This is a genomic window from Pseudomonas bubulae (assembly GCF_037023725.1).
GTDB classification, from domain to species: Bacteria; Pseudomonadota; Gammaproteobacteria; order Pseudomonadales; family Pseudomonadaceae; genus Aquipseudomonas; species Aquipseudomonas bubulae.
In genome coordinates, this window is record NZ_CP146077.1 from 2,250,760 (window position 1) to 2,267,517 (window position 16,758).

Below are 16,758 nucleotides of genomic sequence, written 5' to 3' on the forward strand. Positions count from 1 at the left end.
TTATTGAACAAGACGAAGCCCCTGAAATGGTTGAACATTTCAGGGGCTTTTTCGTGGGCGTCGATAAATGCGGTGCCCATTTCCCCTCAGGCAGACACCACCCGGTTGCGCCCGCTTTCCTTGGCACGGTAAAGGCGTTCGTCGGCCAGTTTTAGTACTTGCTGCGGTGTCATTGGCGCGCCGGCCTTGCTGGCAACACCTATGGAGATTTTCAGGTTGCCGACTTGCGGTATGCGAGCGTCTGCGATGCTTTGGCGTATGCGTTCGGCGATGGCTCTGGCCGTTTCTTGCGTGGTATCCGGTAGCAGCAGCGAAAATTCCTCCCCACCGCTGCGACATGCCAGGTCGTTTGCCCGTGAGTTCTGCTTGAGGATTTCGGCCACCTGCTTGAGTGCAACGTCGCCAGCGTCGTGCCCGAATGTGTCATTGACCCGCTTGAAATGATCAATATCCAGCGCCAGTACCGTGTAGGGCTGCTGGGTCTGCTCCAGCACGCTCAGTAACTCTTCCATGGCCCGGCGATTGGCCAGGCCGGTGAGAGGGTCACTTTGCGCCTCGTGGCTGAGGCGGCCAAGCTTTTGCTGCAGCAGTTGCACCCCCGCCAGCATGGCCTGGCGGATGGCCGAAGCATCGTGGTACCAGGCGTTGATACGTTGCAGCAACTCCGTAGTCTGCGGCGCGGACAGCTGTTGCGCCGCGGCAGACAGCAGGCGCAGGGGCCGGGCGATCAGCGTTGTGCCGACGAATACCAGTACCATCCCCAGAAGCCCGGCCGGAATCATGCCCATGATCATGTCGTGCATAAGCCGGCGCAAGGTCGCCTGACTATGCTCCCTGGGTTGTTGCACCACTACCGCCCAATTGGAGTCCGGGACCTGGCTGTAACCTGCCAGCATTTCGACGCCTTCGGAATTCCTTATTTCCATCGAACCGCGTTCGCCGCCCAGGGCCGCATCAACCGCAAGGTTTTCACCAAGCACTTCAGAGATACGCGCAGGATTGGGGTGGTAAAGCAGTCGACGATTGCTGTCGGCCACAAACGCAAAAGTGCCTTCGTGATGAAAGTGGCTGCTGATGACGGTGTGCAAGGCACTTTGATCAAGCAGGTAAATAGACCCGACCACGGCGCCGAGAAACACACCGGCCTTGCTGAAAACAGGTTCTGATACGAATACGATCAAGTTGCCCTGGCGGGATACATAGGTCGAGCTGACCAGTGCCCGGCGCTCTTGGAGTGCTTGCCTGATACCGCTGGCCGGGACGTTGGAACCGACAATCTGCGCCTGTGGCGGATTCGAGGCCAGGACTTTGCCGTTGGCATCGAGGATTTCGACGGAGTTGAAATACTGATCCTGTGCCTCCAGCCTCAAGGCTTCTTCATGCAGCACCTGGGGATCGTCCCAGTGCTTGCCGAGGATTTTGGCGCTGTAGTTCAGGTTGTTGTGGGCTGCGCGCAAGAACTCACCAATGCTGGAGGCAACTTTTGCCGCATAGGCAGCATTGGACTCCAGGGTCGAATGGATCAGGGCGTCGCGTTGTACGCGATAGGCCACCACAAGGCTGTTGCACAGGGTCGCCAGGACTGACGCCAGAACAATGCAGAGGATCAGGCCGCGCAGGTTTACGGGCAATGGGCGTGATGGTTTAAAGCTGTCGGTCATGGGCATGTTCGATAAGCGCAAAAAAACTTGAATAGAGGTTTGGACTCCAGAACCTGGCGGTGCGCAGGTCACTAGCAGAGTAGGTAGGGGTGAGCGCTCTGTCACACCCGTAAACAAGAATAATTGCTGAACTGCGGCTATCGCCCGCTTGCGGCCGACGGCGGGTGCCAATCACCAGTCGGTGGATTTATGCGTCATTGGTATAAGTGCTATCAATAAAGCCGCGTTTATCAATGAATTCCTACAGAAGTTTTAACTTGAAAGGGAGATTACTGTGACGTTTACGGTGCTTAAAGCCACGTTTATGGCCGCAATGGTCGGCATGTCCGCCGCGGAGGCGGGGGACTACAAGACCAACCCGTTCACCCTGACCTACGCGGGTGCGATCACTCGCAACGAGCCAGGCAAAGTCAATATCCACCCGGTCACCTACCAGCTCAATGGCCTGGACATCGCCGCCAATGTGTACACCCCCGCCAATTACGATGCGGGCAAGAAATACCCTGCCATTGTCGTCGCGCACCCCAACGGCGGGGTCAAGGAGCAGGTGGCGGGCCTGTATGCCCAGCGCCTGGCGGACAGGGGCTATATCACCATCACCGCCGACGCCGCCTACCAGGGCGCCAGCGGCGGCCAGCCGCGCAATGTCGACAAACCTGCCAACCGTGTTGAAGACATCCACGGCATGGCCGATTTTATTGCCAGTTACCCCGGTGTTGACCCCCAACGTCTGGGCTTGCTGGGTATCTGCGGCGGCGGTGGCTATGCCTTGAAAGCCGGGCAGAGCGACAAGCGTTTCCAGTCGATTGCCACTGTGAGCATGTTCAATTCAGGTCTGGTACGCCGTAATGGCTTTATGGATTCGCAACTGGACACCCTCCAGGAGCGTCTGCAGCAGGCCTCCGCTGCCCGTGCCCAGGAAGCGGCAGGTGGCGAAGTAATCTACACCGGCGATGTCAAACTCACCGACGAGCAGATCGCCAAGCTGCCCTTTGATCTGTATCGCGAAGGTTTCGAGTATTACGGCAAAACCCACTCCCACCCCAACTCGACCTTCAAATACACCCTCAGCAGCCTGATGGACCTGATGAGTTTCGACGCCACCAACCAGCTCGAATTGCTCAACAAACCGTTGCTGATGATTGCCGGCAGCAAGGCCGACACCCTGTATATGACCGAGCAGGCGTTCGCCAGGGCCACGGGCACCCAGGACAAGACACTGTTCAAGATCTATGGTGCGACCCATATCCAGACCTACTGGGTGCCTGAATATGTGGACACTGCCATTAACCAGCTGGCTGATTTCTATGCCAGAACACTCTGATTCCGGGAGGTTTGCATGAAGCGGACACTGTGGACACTTGCCATGTGTGTTGCGGCCCCCCTGGCGGGTGCCGCCGGATCGTCAGCCGTTGACGACAAGGCCCGGGCGCAGCAGATCACCCGCAGCGCCGACCAGGCCTCGACAGCGGGTCCCGAGGACTACTTTACCGGGCAGGTACGGGTCGATCCGCTGTTTGCCGCCAGCGAGGAAATCAACGCTTCGGGTGCCTACGTCACCTTTGCGCCGGGCTCCCGCTCCGCCTGGCACACTCACCCGGCCGGGCAGCGGCTGGTGGTGGTGTCCGGCGTGGGACTGACCCAGGAGTGGGGCAAGCCGGTGCAGCAAATCCACCCCGGCGATGTGGTGGTTTGCCCACCGGGCGTCAAACACTGGCACGGCGCCGCAGCGGACGGTGCCATGACTCATCTGGCCGTCACCGGCAGCGTGGACGGTAAGAGCGTGACCTGGATGGAGAAAGTGACGGATGAGCAATACCAGAGCCGTTAAGTTTCAGAGCCCTGCCATGCTGGCTGCGGGGTGGACGGGCAAAGCCGTGAGCTGGCACCTCCTCAGCCTGGGTAACGCAAGGCTTCGCGCAGCAGGGTGAAGGCCGGGGAGGACTGGCGTCGGCTCGGGTAGTAGAGGTGGTAGCCGGAGTAGGGTTCGCACCAGTCCTCCAGCACACGGATCAGGCGGCCCTGCTCGATATAGGGCCGTACCACGTCTTCCGGCATATAGGCCAGGCCCAGCCCCTGCAGGACTGATTCCAGGCGCATGGCAATGTTGTTGAACACCAGTTGGCCTTCGATCCGCACGTTGAGTGCCTGGCCGTTTTTTTCGAATTCCCACATAAACAGGCCGCCGTGGGTAGGCATGCGCAGGGTGATGCAGTTGTGCGCCATGAGATCGGCCGGGATCACCGGCTTGGGGTAGTGGCTGAAGTAAGCGGGGGAGCCGATCACCGCCATGCGCATATCGGGCCCGATGCGCATGGCAATCATGTCCTTGGCCACCTGTTCGCCCAGGCGCACGCCAGCATCGAAGCCCTCGGCGACGATATCGGTCAGGCCGTAGTCGACGATAATCTCGATGCTCAAGTCCGGGTGGTCGGGCAGCAGCCGCGCCAGCACCGGCTGCAGCACCGCAATCGCCGCATGCTCCCCTGCGGTGATGCGCAATTTGCCCGCTGGCCGGTCACGGAACTTGCTGAGCAGCGCCAGCTCGCTGTTGATCTCGTCGAAGCGTGGGGCGATCACCTGCAGCAGGTGCTCGCCCGCCTGGGTCGGGGCAACGCTGCGGGTAGTGCGCGCCAGCAGGCGCACCCCCAGGCGTTCCTCGAGCTGGCGCATGGCCCGGCTCAGGGCCGGTTGCGACATGCCCAGGCGGGCGGCGGCGCGGGTAAAGCTGCGCTCCTGGGCAACTACCGCGAAGATCGCCAGTTGGTCGTAGCTTTCAACCGTCATATCGCCGTCCCTGTGCAGTGGCCCGTCAAACGATGGCGGGGTACTCGGCCAGGGTGTCCGGCCACGGGCTCAGCACCTCAAAGCCGTCGTCAGTCACGGCCACCATATGCTCCCACTGGGCCGACAGCGAGCCATCCCTGGTCACGACAGTCCAGTGGTCAGGCAGCGTCTTCACATGGCGCTTGCCAGCGTTAAGCATCGGTTCGATGGTGAAAATCATGCCGGTCTTGAGCTTCATGCCCTGGCCCGGATAACCGTAGTGCAGCACCTGCGGTTCGTCGTGATAGACCTTGCCGATGCCGTGGCCGCAATACTCGCGTACCACACTGAAGCCTTCTTTCTCGGCCAGGGTCTGGATGGCGTGGCCGATATCGCCCAGGGTTGCGCCCGGGCGGACCATGCGGATCCCGGCACACATGGCGTCGTAGGTGGTTTTCACCAGATGCCGGGCTGCGGGGCTTGGCTCGCCGACAAAGTACATGCGGCTGGTATCGCCGAACCAGCCATCCTTGACCACGGCGATATCGATATTGACGATATCGCCGTCGCGCAGCACGCGGTTGGACGGGATGCCGTGACATACCACTTCATTGACCGAAGCACATACGGTTTTGGGGAAACCGTGATAGCCCACGTTGCCGGGGATGGCCTTTTGCACGTTGACGATGTAATCGTGGCAGATCCGGTCGAGCTGGTCGGTGGTGACCCCGGCCTTGACGTGCTCGGCGATCATGGCCAGCACTTCGGCGGCCAGCTTGCCCGCGACCTTGGACTGGGCGATTTGCGCCGGGGTGTTGATAACGACGCTGGCCTTCATGAATGTGCTCCGGTTGCGAGGGGGGTGTCTTGCAGTGCCACATTCAAGTCCAGGCCGCCAGCCTGCTCGGCCCGCACCAGCAGGCGGCAGATCTGGTTGTGATCAAGGTTGGGGTGCAGTTCGGACAGCATGCCGATCCGCATCCAGTGCTCGGCTTGTGCATTGATCGAGCGGCTCAGCGCGTTGCTGGCGACCCGCAGGTTTTCGTGCATCTGCTCGGATATCTTGACGATGCCCATCAGCGTTCCAATATGAAATGTATATGGAACGTATATTAGGCGAGAGCTGCTCGTGATCGCAAGCTGTAGCGGTTTTCAATCGTGTAGAAACTCTGTTTCCGGTCAAGGTCTCCCTGTGGGAGCGGGCTTGCTCGCGATGCATGCGGCGCGGTCTGTCAGGTAAACCGCGTCAATTTCATCGCGAGCAAGCCCGCTCCCACAAAGTACTGCGGTTATTGGAGAGTTAATCAGCGCCACAAGTTGACTTTGGCCAGGTCGATCAGCTCCCGGGCGCGGCCGTCCATCACGGTCTTGAGCATAAACAGGCTGAAGCCCTTGGCCTGTTCGAACGTCTTGGTCGGCGGCATGACCAGCTCCTGACGGGCGCTGACCACATCCACCAGCACCGGGCCGTCATGGGCGAAGGCTTCGCGCAGCGCCGCTTCCAGTTCGGATGGATGCTCCACGCGAATCCCTTTAACCCCCATGGCCTGGGCCATTGCCGCAAAGTCCGGATTTTTCAGGTCGCAACCCACATCCGGGAAGCCCGCTGCCTTCATTTCCATTTCGACAAAACCCAGGGTGCCGTTGTTGAGCACGATGACCTTGACCGGCAAGCCCACCTGGCTGAGGGTGAGGAAGTCACCCATCATCATGGTGAAACCACCGTCGCCGGACATTGAGATAACCTGGCGATCCGGGTATGTCGCCTGTGCGCCGATGGCCTGCAGCATGGCATTGGCCATCGAGCCGTGGTTGAACGAGCCGATCAGGCGCCGTTTGCCGTTCATTTTCAAATAGCGGGCTGCCCACGCAGTGGGGGTGCCAACGTCGCAGGTGAAAATCGCATCCTCTGCCGCCAGCTCACTGACCAGCCGGTTGAGGTACTGGGGGTGGATGATAGAGCTGCCAGGGCCACTTTCCGCCAGGGCGTCGAGGTCTTCCCGGGCTTTTTTGTAATCGTCCAGCGCCTGGTCGAGGTGGTCGCGGTCGGGGTTTTGCATCACCTTGGGCAATACTGCCTCAAGTGTCAGCTTCACATCACCGAGCAGCCCCAGTTGCAGCGGGCAGCGATTGCCCAGGGCTTCGGGGCGCAGGTCGATCTGTGCGATATAACTGTGCTCGGGATAGAACTGGCGATAAGGAAAGTTGGTGCCCAGCATCAGCAGGGTGTCGCAGTTCATCATCGCCTTGTAACCCGAGGCGAAGCCGATCAGGCCGGTCATGCCGACGTCATAGGGGTTGTCGTATTCGACATGTTCCTTGCCGCGCAGGGCATGCACTATGGGCGCGTTCAACCGCTCGGCCAGGGCCAGGATTTCGCTATGGGCACCGGCGCAGCCTGCGCCGCACAGCAGTGTGACTTTCTTGCCGTCATTGAGAAACGACGCCAGCCGGTCGATATCGGGCGGGGCGGGACAGACCAGCGGCTGGGCAGGCTTGAGCCATTGCGCCACCTTGGCCTCGGTCGCTTGCAGCGCCACATCCCCCGGAATCACTACCACCGCCACTCCGCGTTTGGCGATGGCCGTGCGCATGGCCCGATGCAGAATCTGCGGCAGCTGCTCAGGGCGGGACACCAGTTCAACGTAGTGGCTGCATTCCTTGAACAGGCTTTCGGGGTGGGTGGCCTGAAAATAGTCGATACCGATTTCGCTGCCGGGAATGTGAGCGGCCAGTGCCAGCACCGGTACTCCGCTGCGATGGGCGTCGAACAGGCCATTGATCAAGTGCAGGTTGCCGGGGCCACAGCTGCCGGCGCAAACCGCCAGCTCGCCGGTCAAATGGGCTTCGGCCCCGGCGGCGAATGCGGCGGACTCCTCGTTGCGCATATGGATCCACTCAATCTGCTCCTGGCGACGCAAGGCGTCGGTAAAGCCATTGAGGGAATCACCCACCACGCCAAATACACGCTTTACGCCGGCTTGCTGCAGGGTTTCGGTGATGAAATCGGCAACCGTTCTGGTCATGGTGCGGGCTCCTCGAAGCAGTAGGGTGGATCAAGCAGGATAGACACTGCATGCGACCTTGCCGGGGATTGAAACGTTCACAGAGCCCGCTCCCACAGAGGCTTGATTGTTTAGCGCCGATGTAACCAAAGGTATAAATCCCTGCATTTAAACAACCCACCCGGGCGTGTGAGGCTGGGTTCCCTTTTTGGCAACGGTTGCAGGTATGAGCAGCATTCAGTGCCCCTGGCAGGCCTTCTGGGCCCTGTTTCACTGCCGTCATGCCCGCCCGCCGGATCTTCATCGTGCCGTCAAATCCTGAATATGTGCGCCCCGGCGCCTGTCTGATACGAACCGATGAGTATTGCCATGAGTGCTGCAACCGCGTTTGTCCCGCTGCAACAAGCCCTGGATTTTCTGGAATTACATCCCCACATCGAGATGTTCGAACTGTTCATCATCGACAATAACGGCGTGCCTCGCGGCAAGTTGCTGCACCGCGACGAGTTGCTGGCGGTCTACGAGAGCGGTCGGCCGCTGCCGAGCACGATTCTGGGCTTGAGCATTAACGGCGATGATGTGGAAAACACCGGCCTGGTGTGGGATGTGGGCGACATCGACTGCCGTGCCTATCCCGTCAGCGGCAGTTTGCAGCCCATGCCGTGGCGCCTGATTCCCACGGCGGCAGTACAGGTCAGCATGCATCCCCAACAGGGCATGCCCGCCACAGTGGCCGACCCCCGGCACTTGCTGGCCAAGGTTATCGACGGCCTCAAGGCCGATGGCTACTACCCGGTGATGGCGGCGGAGCTGGAGTTTTATCTGCTCGATCAGCAGCGCGACAGCAACGGTCGCCCGCAACCGGCCCGTGATGCTGATGGCCAGCGCCCGCGGGCGACCCAGGTTTACGGTTTGCGCGAGCTGGAGCAGATCGAGCCGTTTCTGGCCGATTTGTACAGCGCTTGCAAGCTCCAGGGGATACCTGCACGCACGGCGATTTCCGAATATGCGCCGGGGCAGGTGGAAATTACCCTGGAGCATCGCAGTGACGCGCTGCAGGCAATGGACGAAGCGGTGCGCTACAAGCGCCTGGTCAAAGGCGTGGCGCACAAGCACGGGATGGTTGCCTGCTTTATGGCCAAGCCTTTCGATGATCTGGCCGGTACCGGCATGCACATGCATGTGAGCCTGGCCGACAAGGACGGCAACAACCTGTTTGCCAGCGAGGCAGCGGACGGTACGCCGTTGCTCAGGCAGGCGGTGGGCGGAATGCTCAGCACTTTGCTCGATTCACTGTTGATGTTTTGCCCCAATGCCAACTCCTACCGCCGATTCCAGAGCAACAGTTATGCGCCGCTGGCCGCTACCTGGGGCGTGGACAACCGTACGGTGAGCCTGCGGGTGCCCGGTGGTCCGGCGTTTTCACGGCATATCGAACACCGCATATGTGGTGCCGATGCCAATCCGTACCTGGCCGCGGCAGCTATTCTGGCCGGAATCCATCGTGGCATTCGCGAGCAACTCGACCCGGGTGCGCCGGTCGAAGGCAATGGCTATGCCCAGGCCAGCGAGCGGTTGCCGACCGACTGGCTGACCACCTTGCGGGCGTTGCAGGCTTCGGAGTGGGCAAAAGAAGCCTTCGGTCCGGAGTTTCTCAAGGTCTACCTGGCCGTGAAAAACGCGGAATACCGTCAATTCATGGGCGAAGTGGGCGAGCAGGACTGGCGCTGGTATTTGCAGCAGGCGTGACCCGCCTGTTTTCATGGTTTTGTGACAATTTTTTCACTGGTGTCCCGATAATCTCTGCGTTGATCATCATCAAACACAAGAGTTCGCGGGCCCATGTCATCGCAGCCACCTTCCACCCCTATAGAGCATGAGCTCGCCGAGCAGTTTGACCGCGAGCATGCGAAGGTTTGCCTGCAAGTACAGCCCCAAGGGCTTGCCCGCAGGTTCGTGTTGTGGCGCGAGCGGCGCCTGGTGCGCCGGGCGCTCAAGGTTGCGGGCGAGCCTGGACTGATCCTGGATCTGGCTTGCGGAGCCGGGCGTTTCTGGCCGATTTTGGCCGAGCATGGCAATCGGGTGATCCTGGCCTGCGACTCGTCGCAGGCCATGCTCGATCACGCACAAACCCACCATCCCGCCGGCCTGCTGGCGCGCATCAAACTGTTTCAAAGCTCGGTGTTTTCCATCGATATTTCGGAAAACGCCGTGGACTGCATTTTTTGCATGCAGTTGTTCCACCATGTGCGCGACAGCGATCATCGCCAGGCCATTTTGCGCGAGCTGCACAGGGTCAGTCGTGACGGCCTGATCCTTTCTGTGCCCCTTGGTCGTGCGGCGGAGCAGGGCTGTGACCCGCTCCGTATCGTGGTGAACAAGGATGAAATTGAAGGTCAATTTGAGCGGGCAGGCTTCAGTATCCTCAAACAGTACGAAGTGCTGCCCGGTTGTGGCATGGGCAGCATCTACATCTTGCGCAAGGACATTTAGTCCAGAGCCTTGAGCACCTCGTATGCCAACTTGACCCGTGCGTCGTTGGGGTAGTTCTTGTTGGCCAGAATGACGATCGATTTTTGCTTGGCAGGCACAAACACTGCGTAGGCACCAAAGCCGCCGGTTGAGCCGGTCTTGTTGACCCATACCGCCTGTTGTGGGGCCAGAGGCGGATTCAGGGCGATGGCGTCATTGTTTTCATAGGCCATGTTGTTCGAGTTGCCTTCCAACAGCGATTTGAGCTCGACAGGGTAAGGGTACTGTTCCCAGATCAGATCCTGCGTCATGGGGCCCACGCGGAAATAACCGATGTGCGTGTCAGCCAGAGCCTTGCGAATCTGCGGGCTGGTTTCGCCCTGGCCCAGGTTGAGCTCGGTAAAGTGGATCAGGTCGCGGGCGCTGGTTTTCACGCCATAGGCTTCATTGCCGAGCACGCCGGAGTTAAGCCTGACCGGTGCATCCTGCTTGTCGTAGCCCTGGGCATACAACGTCATTTTGCTGGCGGGCACGGTGTAGTAGGTGTTGTGCAGCCCCAGTGCCGGGAACAGTTGTTGCTCCATTGCCTGGGTGAACGGCAGGTTCAGGCTTTTGGCGGCAATCACGCCGAGCATGCCGATGCTTGGATTGGCGTAGCTGCGCTGGGTGCCCATCGGGTAGGCGGGTTTCCAGCGTTTGAGGTAATCCATCAACTGGCGCTCGTCCTGCACGCTGTCCGGCAGCTGCAAAGGGAAGCCGCCTGCAGTATGGGTGGCCAGATGGGCCAGGGTTACCTTGCCAAAGGGTGTGCCTTCAAGTTCCGGCTCGTATTTGCCGACGGTATCGGACAGCGAAAGCTTGCCCTGGGCCTGAGCATAAGTGGCCAGGGTTGCGGTAAACAGTTTGCTGACCGAGCCAACCTCGAACAGCGTGTCGGGGGTCACTGGCTCTTTACTGGCCTTGGACGCGACACCGAAGCTGTAAAAGTGTTGCTTGCCGTTAGCGCTCACGGCGATGACCAGGCCGGGCACGGCGTATTCTTGCATTACGTGCCTAGCGCCGTTTTGCACCACTGCATCCAGGTCAGAACCCTTTGCCAGTGCACTACTGGCAAAAGAGCAAAGGCCTATCAGCGAAAGTGCCAGTGCTGACAGTTTGCAGGTCATTTTCATGGGGTATCCTCGGTTTTTAGTGCGCAAATCTACTCGTGCCCGCTCACAGTGGCCCGACTGGCTTGTCACATAATGTGTTGTAACAAATCTTCAATGGCGTTGAGCCAGGCAATTTATAGAGGAAATCACTCTAGGGATGCGGGTTTTATATGGAAGTTTCGTAGGTTTTTTCGCGCACAACATGACGAGGCAATGTCCGGTAATCCCTGGCGGCGATATATACTGCGCGCCATTCTTCAAGGGAGAGCCGTGTGGCCATCGATATTCACTGGATTCGCGACAACGATAGCCTCGGCCAGCATTGCGCCGAATGGCAACAATTGCCGTTCGTAGCCCTCGACACCGAATTTATGCGGGTCGACACCTTTTACCCGATTGCCGGCCTGATCCAGATTGGCGACGGCACGCGGGCGTACCTGATCGACCCGTTGACCATCGACAACTGGCAGCCCCTGGCCGACCTGCTGGAAAACCAGGCGGTGGTCAAAGTGCTGCATGCCTGCAGTGAAGACCTTGAGGTTTTACTGCGCCTGACCGGCAGCCTGCCGGTGCCACTGTTCGACACCCAACTGGCAGCCGCCTATCTGAACCTGGGCTTCTCCATGGGCTATTCGCGCCTGGTCAAGGAAGTCCTGGATATCGATCTGCCCAAGGGCGAGACCCGCTCCGACTGGTTGCAGCGTCCGTTGTCGGAAACCCAGATCAGCTACGCCGCCGAAGATGCCGTGCACCTGGCTGAAGTCTACAAGTTGCTGCATCCGCGCCTGTCGGCGGAAAAGTACCGCTGGGTGCTGGAAGATGGCGCCGAACTGGTCGCCAACCTGCGCCGCGAAACAGATCCTTACGAGGTGTACCGCGAAGCCAAGCTGGCGTGGAAGCTGTCACGGGCCCAACTGGCGGTATTGCGTGAAATCTGCGCCTGGCGCGAGCACGAAGCCCGTGCCCGGGACCTGCCGCGCAACCGCGTGATACGCGAGCATGCATTGTGGCCTCTGGCCAAAACCCAGCCTGATAACCTGGTGGCACTGGCGCGCATTGAAGACATGCACCCGCGCACCGTGCGTCAGGACGGTGAGTTTTTGCTTGATCTGATCAAGCGTGCTGGCAGTCTGCCGCCGGAACAATGGCCGCCCGCCGTGCCCGAGCCGTTGCCGGTTGAAGCCGCGTTGCTGATCAAGCGTCTGCGTGCCATCGGCCAGGCTGAAGCTGAGCGCCTGAACATTGCGCCGGAACTGATGCTGCGTAAGAAAACCCTGGAAGCCCTGCTTAAAAGCGGCTTCCCCAATGGCCCTTATCAATTGCCGGAATCACTGCGCGGCTGGCGCCGTGAGTTGATGGGCCAGGCCTTGCTCGATTGCCTGGCCACCGCTGGAGAACTGTCTTGAAACGTATTTGCTCGATCTACCGCAGCACCAAACGCAACGAAATGTACCTGTATGTACTCAAGGCCGATGCCCTGGAGCGCGTGCCGGAACCGCTGATGCTGGCTTTTGGCAAGCCGATCCACGCCTTTGATCTGGTGCTGACGCCCGAGCGCAAGCTGTCGCGCGAAGACATCACCAAGGTTCTGGAAAACCTCGAGAGCCAGGGCTATCACCTGCAAATGCCGCCGGCCGAAGACGAATACATCGAGCACTTGCCTGAAGAGCTGTTGCGTCGCAACGACCCGATGTAAGTGCGGCGCCAGGTGCCCGGTTCCGGGCGCCTGTCTGAAACGGACTCATTTTGATTGGCGCTGGCCGAACGCGACGGGGCAAACCTCGGCGACGGGCGCTGGCAGTGTTTTGGAAAGGTTAGAAACATGCGCGTCCTGATTGCCGAGCACGATTACCCGCTGTACACCCAACTGCTGCAGCGCCTCGCCCCGGATCTGCAACTGCAGTCCAGCGGCGATTCCGAGGAACTGTCGCGCATGGCCGGTGAATGCCCGGTGTGGCTGGGCCAGCCGGACCTGCTGGCGACCCTGCTGCGCCAGGGCCACAAGCCTGCTTGGTTGCAGTCGACCTGGGCGGGCATCACACCGTTGTTGGCCGAAGGTCTCAAGCGTGACTATCGACTGACCCGCGCCGTGGGTATTTTTGGTCAGGTGATGGCTGAATACGTTCTGACCTACATGCTCGGCCACGAGCGTGAAGTCATGGCCCGGCTGGTCAGCCAGGTCGAGCGCAAGTGGGATAACCGCATGGGCCAGAGCCTGGTCGGGCGTAAGGTGCTGATCGTCGGGGCCGGGGATATTGGCCAGACCGTGGCGCAGTTTCTGCTGCCTTTTGGCGTTGAGTTGCATGCCATCGCCACAACCGCCCGCGAGCTGGCACCGTTCAAGGAAGTGGGTGTGCTGAGCGACTTGCCGCGCCTGGTGGGGCAGGTGGATTACGTGATCAACCTGTTGCCCAACACCCCGGACACCCATGATGTGTACGATGCCGAGCTGTTTGCGCAGTTCAATCCCAATGCCGTATTCATCAATGCCGGGCGCGGTGTGTCCGTGGTTGATGCCGATCTGGTCGAGGCTTTGCGCGTGGGGCATCTGGCGGGCGCGGTGATTGACGTCTGTCGTCAGGAGCCGCTGCCGGCCAAGCATCCGTTCTGGACGGCCTGGGGCTTGCTGTTGACCGGGCACAGCTCGGCGCCGACCTCGCCACCGATGATGGCCCAGCTGTTTGTCGACAATTTGCGTGCGTATCAGGCGGGTGAGGCATTGCGTGGCGAAGTGGATTTCGACCGCGGTTACTGATCCTGTAGATACTCTGTTGCCGGTCAAACCACTCCTGTGGGAGCGAGCCTGCTCGCGAAGGCCATTCGCGAGCAGGCTCGCTCCCACAGATGAAGTATTCCTGTAGCCGGGTTACAGGCTGAAATCGCCTTCAGCCACCAGCTTGCTCAGCGGTTCGCGCTGGCTTGGCACTTCCTTGGCTTGCAGGTAATCCACCAGGCTCGACTTGTCACCGATCTTGCCGATCGCAACCATTGCCTGGACCTGGTAGCCCTCAGGGATTTTCAGCTCCTGGCGCGCCCGTTCAAAATCCAGACCGCTCATGCCGTGGGTGTGCCAGCCGCTCAGGTGAGCCTGCAGGGCCAGGTGGCCCCAGGCGGCGCCAGTGTCGAAGGCGTGGGTCGGTGCGGGTTTTTCTTCGGTGGTGCCCGGTGCCGCGAAGGTGGTCTTGGACACAATCACCACCAGCGCGGCAGCATGCTTGGCCCAACCCTGGTTGAACTCCACCAGCAGGCTCAGGTAACGGTCGAACTCCGGGGTGCCGCGCAGGGCGAACAGAAAGCGCCAGGGTTGTGCGTTGTAGGCCGACGGTGCCCAGCGTGCCGCCTCAAAAAAGCTCAGCAGGGTGGCTTTGTCGATGGTCGCATCGGTAAAGGCGCGGGGCGACCAGCGCTGGGTAAATTGCTCGTGAATGCTGTGATCGGCTTTACGGCTGCTAGCAGGCATGGCGGTTTCCTGAGGTAAATGTAACGGCTCAATTCAGGGGCTAAAACTACTGGGATGCCGTCAAGCTGACAAGTCTGACGACAAGCCCTTGGCCCGCGGGGTCTTGGGCACTAGACTGGCGGCCTTTTCCACTCCCTGATGTTGATGTTTGAACCATGGCCGCAATCGTTGAACCGTTCTGGATCCGCAAAACCCTCGATCAACTTGATCAGGAGGAATGGGAGTCGCTGTGCGACGGCTGCGGATTGTGCTGCTTGCAAAAGCTCGAAGATGAAGACGACAACAGCGTCTACTACACGCGCATCGCCTGCAAACTGCTCGATCTGAAAACCTGCCAGTGCACCGACTACCCTAATCGTCGTGATTCAGTCCCTGACTGCATTCAGCTGTCGCCGGGCAAGGCCGAAGAGTTCAAGTGGCTGCCGCCGACTTGCGGCTACCGGCTGGTGAGCGAGCGCAAGGACTTGCCGCTGTGGCATCACCTGGTGTGTGGCGACCCGGACGCTGTCCACCATGAGCGCATTTCACAGTCCGGGCGCATGCTGGCCGAAGGCAGCGTGCCTGAAGATGACTGGGAAGATCATTTGATTTTCCGCGCCGGTTAAGTGCCGGAGCGGTTTGCAAGGAGTGTGTATGCCGCTGCGTTATCGAGTGCCCCTGGGTTTGCTGCTGTTGCTGGCGGCGGGCCCGCTGTGGGCTGGGCAAAAAGTGGCGCTCGATTACCACGTACAGTTGTTGCCCAAAAGCGATCAGGCCGAGGTGCGGATCACCCTGGCCGAGGGTTCTGCTGTGCGCAGCCTGGATTTCGACCTGGGCGCGCCGGGCAGTTACAGCGACTTCAAGGCCGACGGGCAATGGCAACTGAGCCCCGACCCGGTCCATAGCCGGGGCCTGTGGCATCCGCCAGCGGGCAGTGCCAGCCTGAGTTACCGCGTCCGCCTGAGCCAGCCGCGCAAGAACGGCACGTACGACACCCGGATCACGCCTGACTGGGCGTTGTTTCGCGGTGAGCAACTGATCCCGCCTGCCAGCCTCGATCAGCAGGATGGGGTCGAGCTGGTGTCGCGGCTTGAATTCGAACTGCCCAAAGGCTGGAAAAGCGTTGAAACCGCTTGGCCGCGTATCGGTAAAAACCGCTTTCGTATCGATGATGTGTCGCGTCTGTTTGATCGCCCCACCGGCTGGATGCTCGCGGGTAACCTGGGCAGCCGCCGCACCACCCTGGGCGAAACCGAGGTCACGGTGAGCGCACCCAAGGGGCAGGGCATGCACCGCATGGATGTGCTGACCCTGTTGACCTTTGTGTGGCCGCAGGTGCAGGCGGTGTTCCCGCGCAACCCGCCCAAGCTGCTGATCGTCGGCGCGGGCAGCCCGATGTGGAAAGGCAGTGCAGCGGGGCGCAACTCGATCTACCTCTATAGCGGTTTGCCGCTGGTCAGCGAGAGCGGTTCAAGTCCGTTGTTGCGCGAAGTGGTGCAGTTGTTCAGCGGCATCAACGATGAGCCGGGGCATGACTGGATCGGCGAGGGCCTTGGCGAGTACTACGCCATCGAACTGCTGCGCCGCGCCGGCGGCATGAGTGATGAGCGTTACCAGACCCTGCAGCACAAGCTCAACGCTGCCGGTAAAAACGTGACCCGCCTGCGCGGTGAACAGGCAAACGCGGCCATGGTTGCGCGGGCAGTCACGCTGTTGCAGGCACTGGACCGTGAAATCCGTTTGCAGACCCACAGCAAGCGCTCGCTGGATGATGTCAGCCAGGCGCTGATGCGTATGGACAAGGTCAACACCGCGAGCTTTATCCAGCTGAGCGAAAGCGTGCTGGGCGGCGCCTCCGAGGTACTGGACAGCCCGCTGTTGCGCTGATCCTAACCCACGTGTAGCAGCTGCCGAGGGACGAAGGCTGCGTCCGGCGGCGTAGTCGTCGTCAATTTGGCCAATGCGGTTTGTCAGTTACGCCGCATCCAGATGCTTTACGACCGCTTCGCGCTCGAACGCAGCCGCGTTCCTTCGCCAGCTGCTACGGCAGGCATCGCTGCTTTTTTACACCTTCTTTACGCCCCCGCATCCCTCTCGATCTCGATCCTTTACGCCCTGATTCCCCACACTCTCTTCCTACGCGGCAGGTGCCGCCTGGGGAGAGTTGTCATGGGCATTCTGGATGGGGTGTCGCTGCTGCTGGCAGTGGCGCTGTTCGTTTATCTGCTGGTTGCGCTGTTGCGCGCAGACCGGAACTAGGAGCG

General features: G+C 60.4%; 16 protein-coding genes and 1 pseudogene. 10 read left to right on the forward strand and 7 right to left on the reverse strand.

The window, feature by feature from the left end:
• Positions 1–86 precede the first annotated feature (86 nt).
• Positions 87–1,661, reverse strand: coding sequence for a sensor domain-containing diguanylate cyclase (locus tag V6L81_RS10515; protein ID WP_338660665.1), 1,575 nt, complete (start codon positions 1,659–1,661; stop codon positions 87–89).
• 274 nt (positions 1,662–1,935) lie between these two features.
• Between V6L81_RS10515 and V6L81_RS10520 the strand changes: the two genes are divergently transcribed.
• Both V6L81_RS10520 and V6L81_RS10525 read left to right on the forward strand, forming a co-directional pair.
• Positions 1,936–2,985: an alpha/beta hydrolase gene (locus V6L81_RS10520; protein ID WP_338660666.1), complete on the forward strand. Its 1,050-nt coding sequence runs from the start codon at positions 1,936–1,938 to the stop codon at positions 2,983–2,985.
• A gap of 15 nt (positions 2,986–3,000) precedes the next feature.
• Positions 3,001–3,489 (forward strand): annotated as a pseudogene (locus tag V6L81_RS10525) (cupin domain-containing protein); the annotation flags it as partial.
• A gap of 65 nt (positions 3,490–3,554) precedes the next feature.
• On the opposite strand, the gene V6L81_RS10530 reads toward V6L81_RS10525, so the two are convergent.
• The 4 genes from V6L81_RS10530 to poxB all read right to left on the reverse strand — a co-directional run bounded on the left by V6L81_RS10530 (position 3,555) and on the right by poxB (position 7,453).
• A complete protein-coding gene (locus tag V6L81_RS10530; protein ID WP_095019351.1) occupies positions 3,555–4,448 on the reverse strand; it encodes a LysR family transcriptional regulator in 894 nt (297 codons plus the stop codon).
• A 25-nt stretch (positions 4,449–4,473) separates the two neighbouring features.
• Positions 4,474–5,265, reverse strand: a complete 792-nt coding sequence (gene map, locus V6L81_RS10535) for a type I methionyl aminopeptidase (RefSeq protein WP_095002180.1) — start codon at positions 5,263–5,265, stop codon at positions 4,474–4,476.
• Positions 5,262–5,504 (reverse strand): ParD-like family protein, encoded by a 243-nt coding sequence (locus tag V6L81_RS10540; RefSeq protein ID WP_016780087.1) that lies wholly within the window; start codon positions 5,502–5,504, stop codon positions 5,262–5,264. The genes map and V6L81_RS10540 overlap by 4 nt, the downstream gene beginning before the upstream one ends.
• Before the next feature lie 227 nt (positions 5,505–5,731).
• Positions 5,732–7,453, reverse strand: coding sequence for a ubiquinone-dependent pyruvate dehydrogenase (poxB, locus tag V6L81_RS10545; protein WP_095002179.1), 1,722 nt, complete (start codon positions 7,451–7,453; stop codon positions 5,732–5,734).
• Positions 7,454–7,801: 348 nt separating this feature from the next.
• Here poxB and V6L81_RS10550 point away from each other — a divergent pair, with 348 nt between their 5' ends.
• Positions 7,802–9,181, forward strand: a complete 1,380-nt coding sequence (locus V6L81_RS10550; RefSeq protein WP_338660667.1) for a glutamine synthetase family protein — start codon at positions 7,802–7,804, stop codon at positions 9,179–9,181.
• 93 nt (positions 9,182–9,274) lie between these two features.
• Positions 9,275–9,925, forward strand: a complete 651-nt coding sequence (locus V6L81_RS10555) for a bifunctional 2-polyprenyl-6-hydroxyphenol methylase/3-demethylubiquinol 3-O-methyltransferase UbiG (protein WP_095019348.1) — start codon at positions 9,275–9,277, stop codon at positions 9,923–9,925.
• Here V6L81_RS10555 and ampC read toward each other — a convergent pair.
• Positions 9,922–11,076 (reverse strand): class C beta-lactamase, encoded by a 1,155-nt coding sequence (gene ampC / locus V6L81_RS10560; protein WP_095031712.1) that lies wholly within the window; start codon positions 11,074–11,076, stop codon positions 9,922–9,924. The two genes, V6L81_RS10555 and ampC, sit on opposite strands and share 4 nt — an antisense overlap.
• Positions 11,077–11,327: 251 nt before the next feature.
• On the opposite strand from ampC, the gene rnd reads away from it, so the two are divergent.
• The 3 genes from rnd (at position 11,328) to V6L81_RS10575 (ending at position 13,810) form a co-directional block, all read left to right on the forward strand.
• Positions 11,328–12,461, forward strand: coding sequence for a ribonuclease D (gene rnd / locus V6L81_RS10565; RefSeq protein ID WP_095002175.1), 1,134 nt, complete (start codon positions 11,328–11,330; stop codon positions 12,459–12,461).
• The gene (locus V6L81_RS10570) at positions 12,458–12,751 is read left to right on the forward strand and encodes a YcgL domain-containing protein (protein ID WP_095002174.1); all 294 of its coding nucleotides are present in this window, start codon (positions 12,458–12,460) and stop codon (positions 12,749–12,751) included. Before rnd ends, V6L81_RS10570 begins: the two co-directional genes overlap by 4 nt.
• A 126-nt stretch (positions 12,752–12,877) precedes the next feature.
• Complete coding sequence (locus V6L81_RS10575) at positions 12,878–13,810, forward strand: D-2-hydroxyacid dehydrogenase (protein ID WP_095002173.1); 933 nt, start codon at positions 12,878–12,880, stop codon at positions 13,808–13,810.
• A 111-nt stretch (positions 13,811–13,921) separates the two neighbouring features.
• Here the strand turns inward: V6L81_RS10575 and V6L81_RS10580 are convergent, their stop codons facing one another.
• Positions 13,922–14,515: a nitroreductase family protein gene (locus V6L81_RS10580; protein ID WP_016780095.1), complete on the reverse strand. Its 594-nt coding sequence runs from the start codon at positions 14,513–14,515 to the stop codon at positions 13,922–13,924.
• Positions 14,516–14,670: 155 nt separating this feature from the next.
• Between V6L81_RS10580 and V6L81_RS10585 the strand changes: the two genes are divergently transcribed.
• The 3 genes from V6L81_RS10585 (at position 14,671) to kdpF (ending at position 16,753) form a co-directional block, all read left to right on the forward strand.
• Positions 14,671–15,120, forward strand: coding sequence for a YcgN family cysteine cluster protein (locus V6L81_RS10585; protein ID WP_016780096.1), 450 nt, complete (start codon positions 14,671–14,673; stop codon positions 15,118–15,120).
• A 28-nt stretch (positions 15,121–15,148) separates the two neighbouring features.
• Positions 15,149–16,381 (forward strand): hypothetical protein, encoded by a 1,233-nt coding sequence (locus tag V6L81_RS10590; RefSeq protein ID WP_338660668.1) that lies wholly within the window; start codon positions 15,149–15,151, stop codon positions 16,379–16,381.
• 282 nt (positions 16,382–16,663) lie between these two features.
• Entirely contained in the window at positions 16,664–16,753 is a 90-nt protein-coding gene (gene kdpF / locus V6L81_RS10595; protein ID WP_016780098.1) for a K(+)-transporting ATPase subunit F, read from the forward strand.
• Positions 16,754–16,758: the final 5 nt, after the last annotated feature.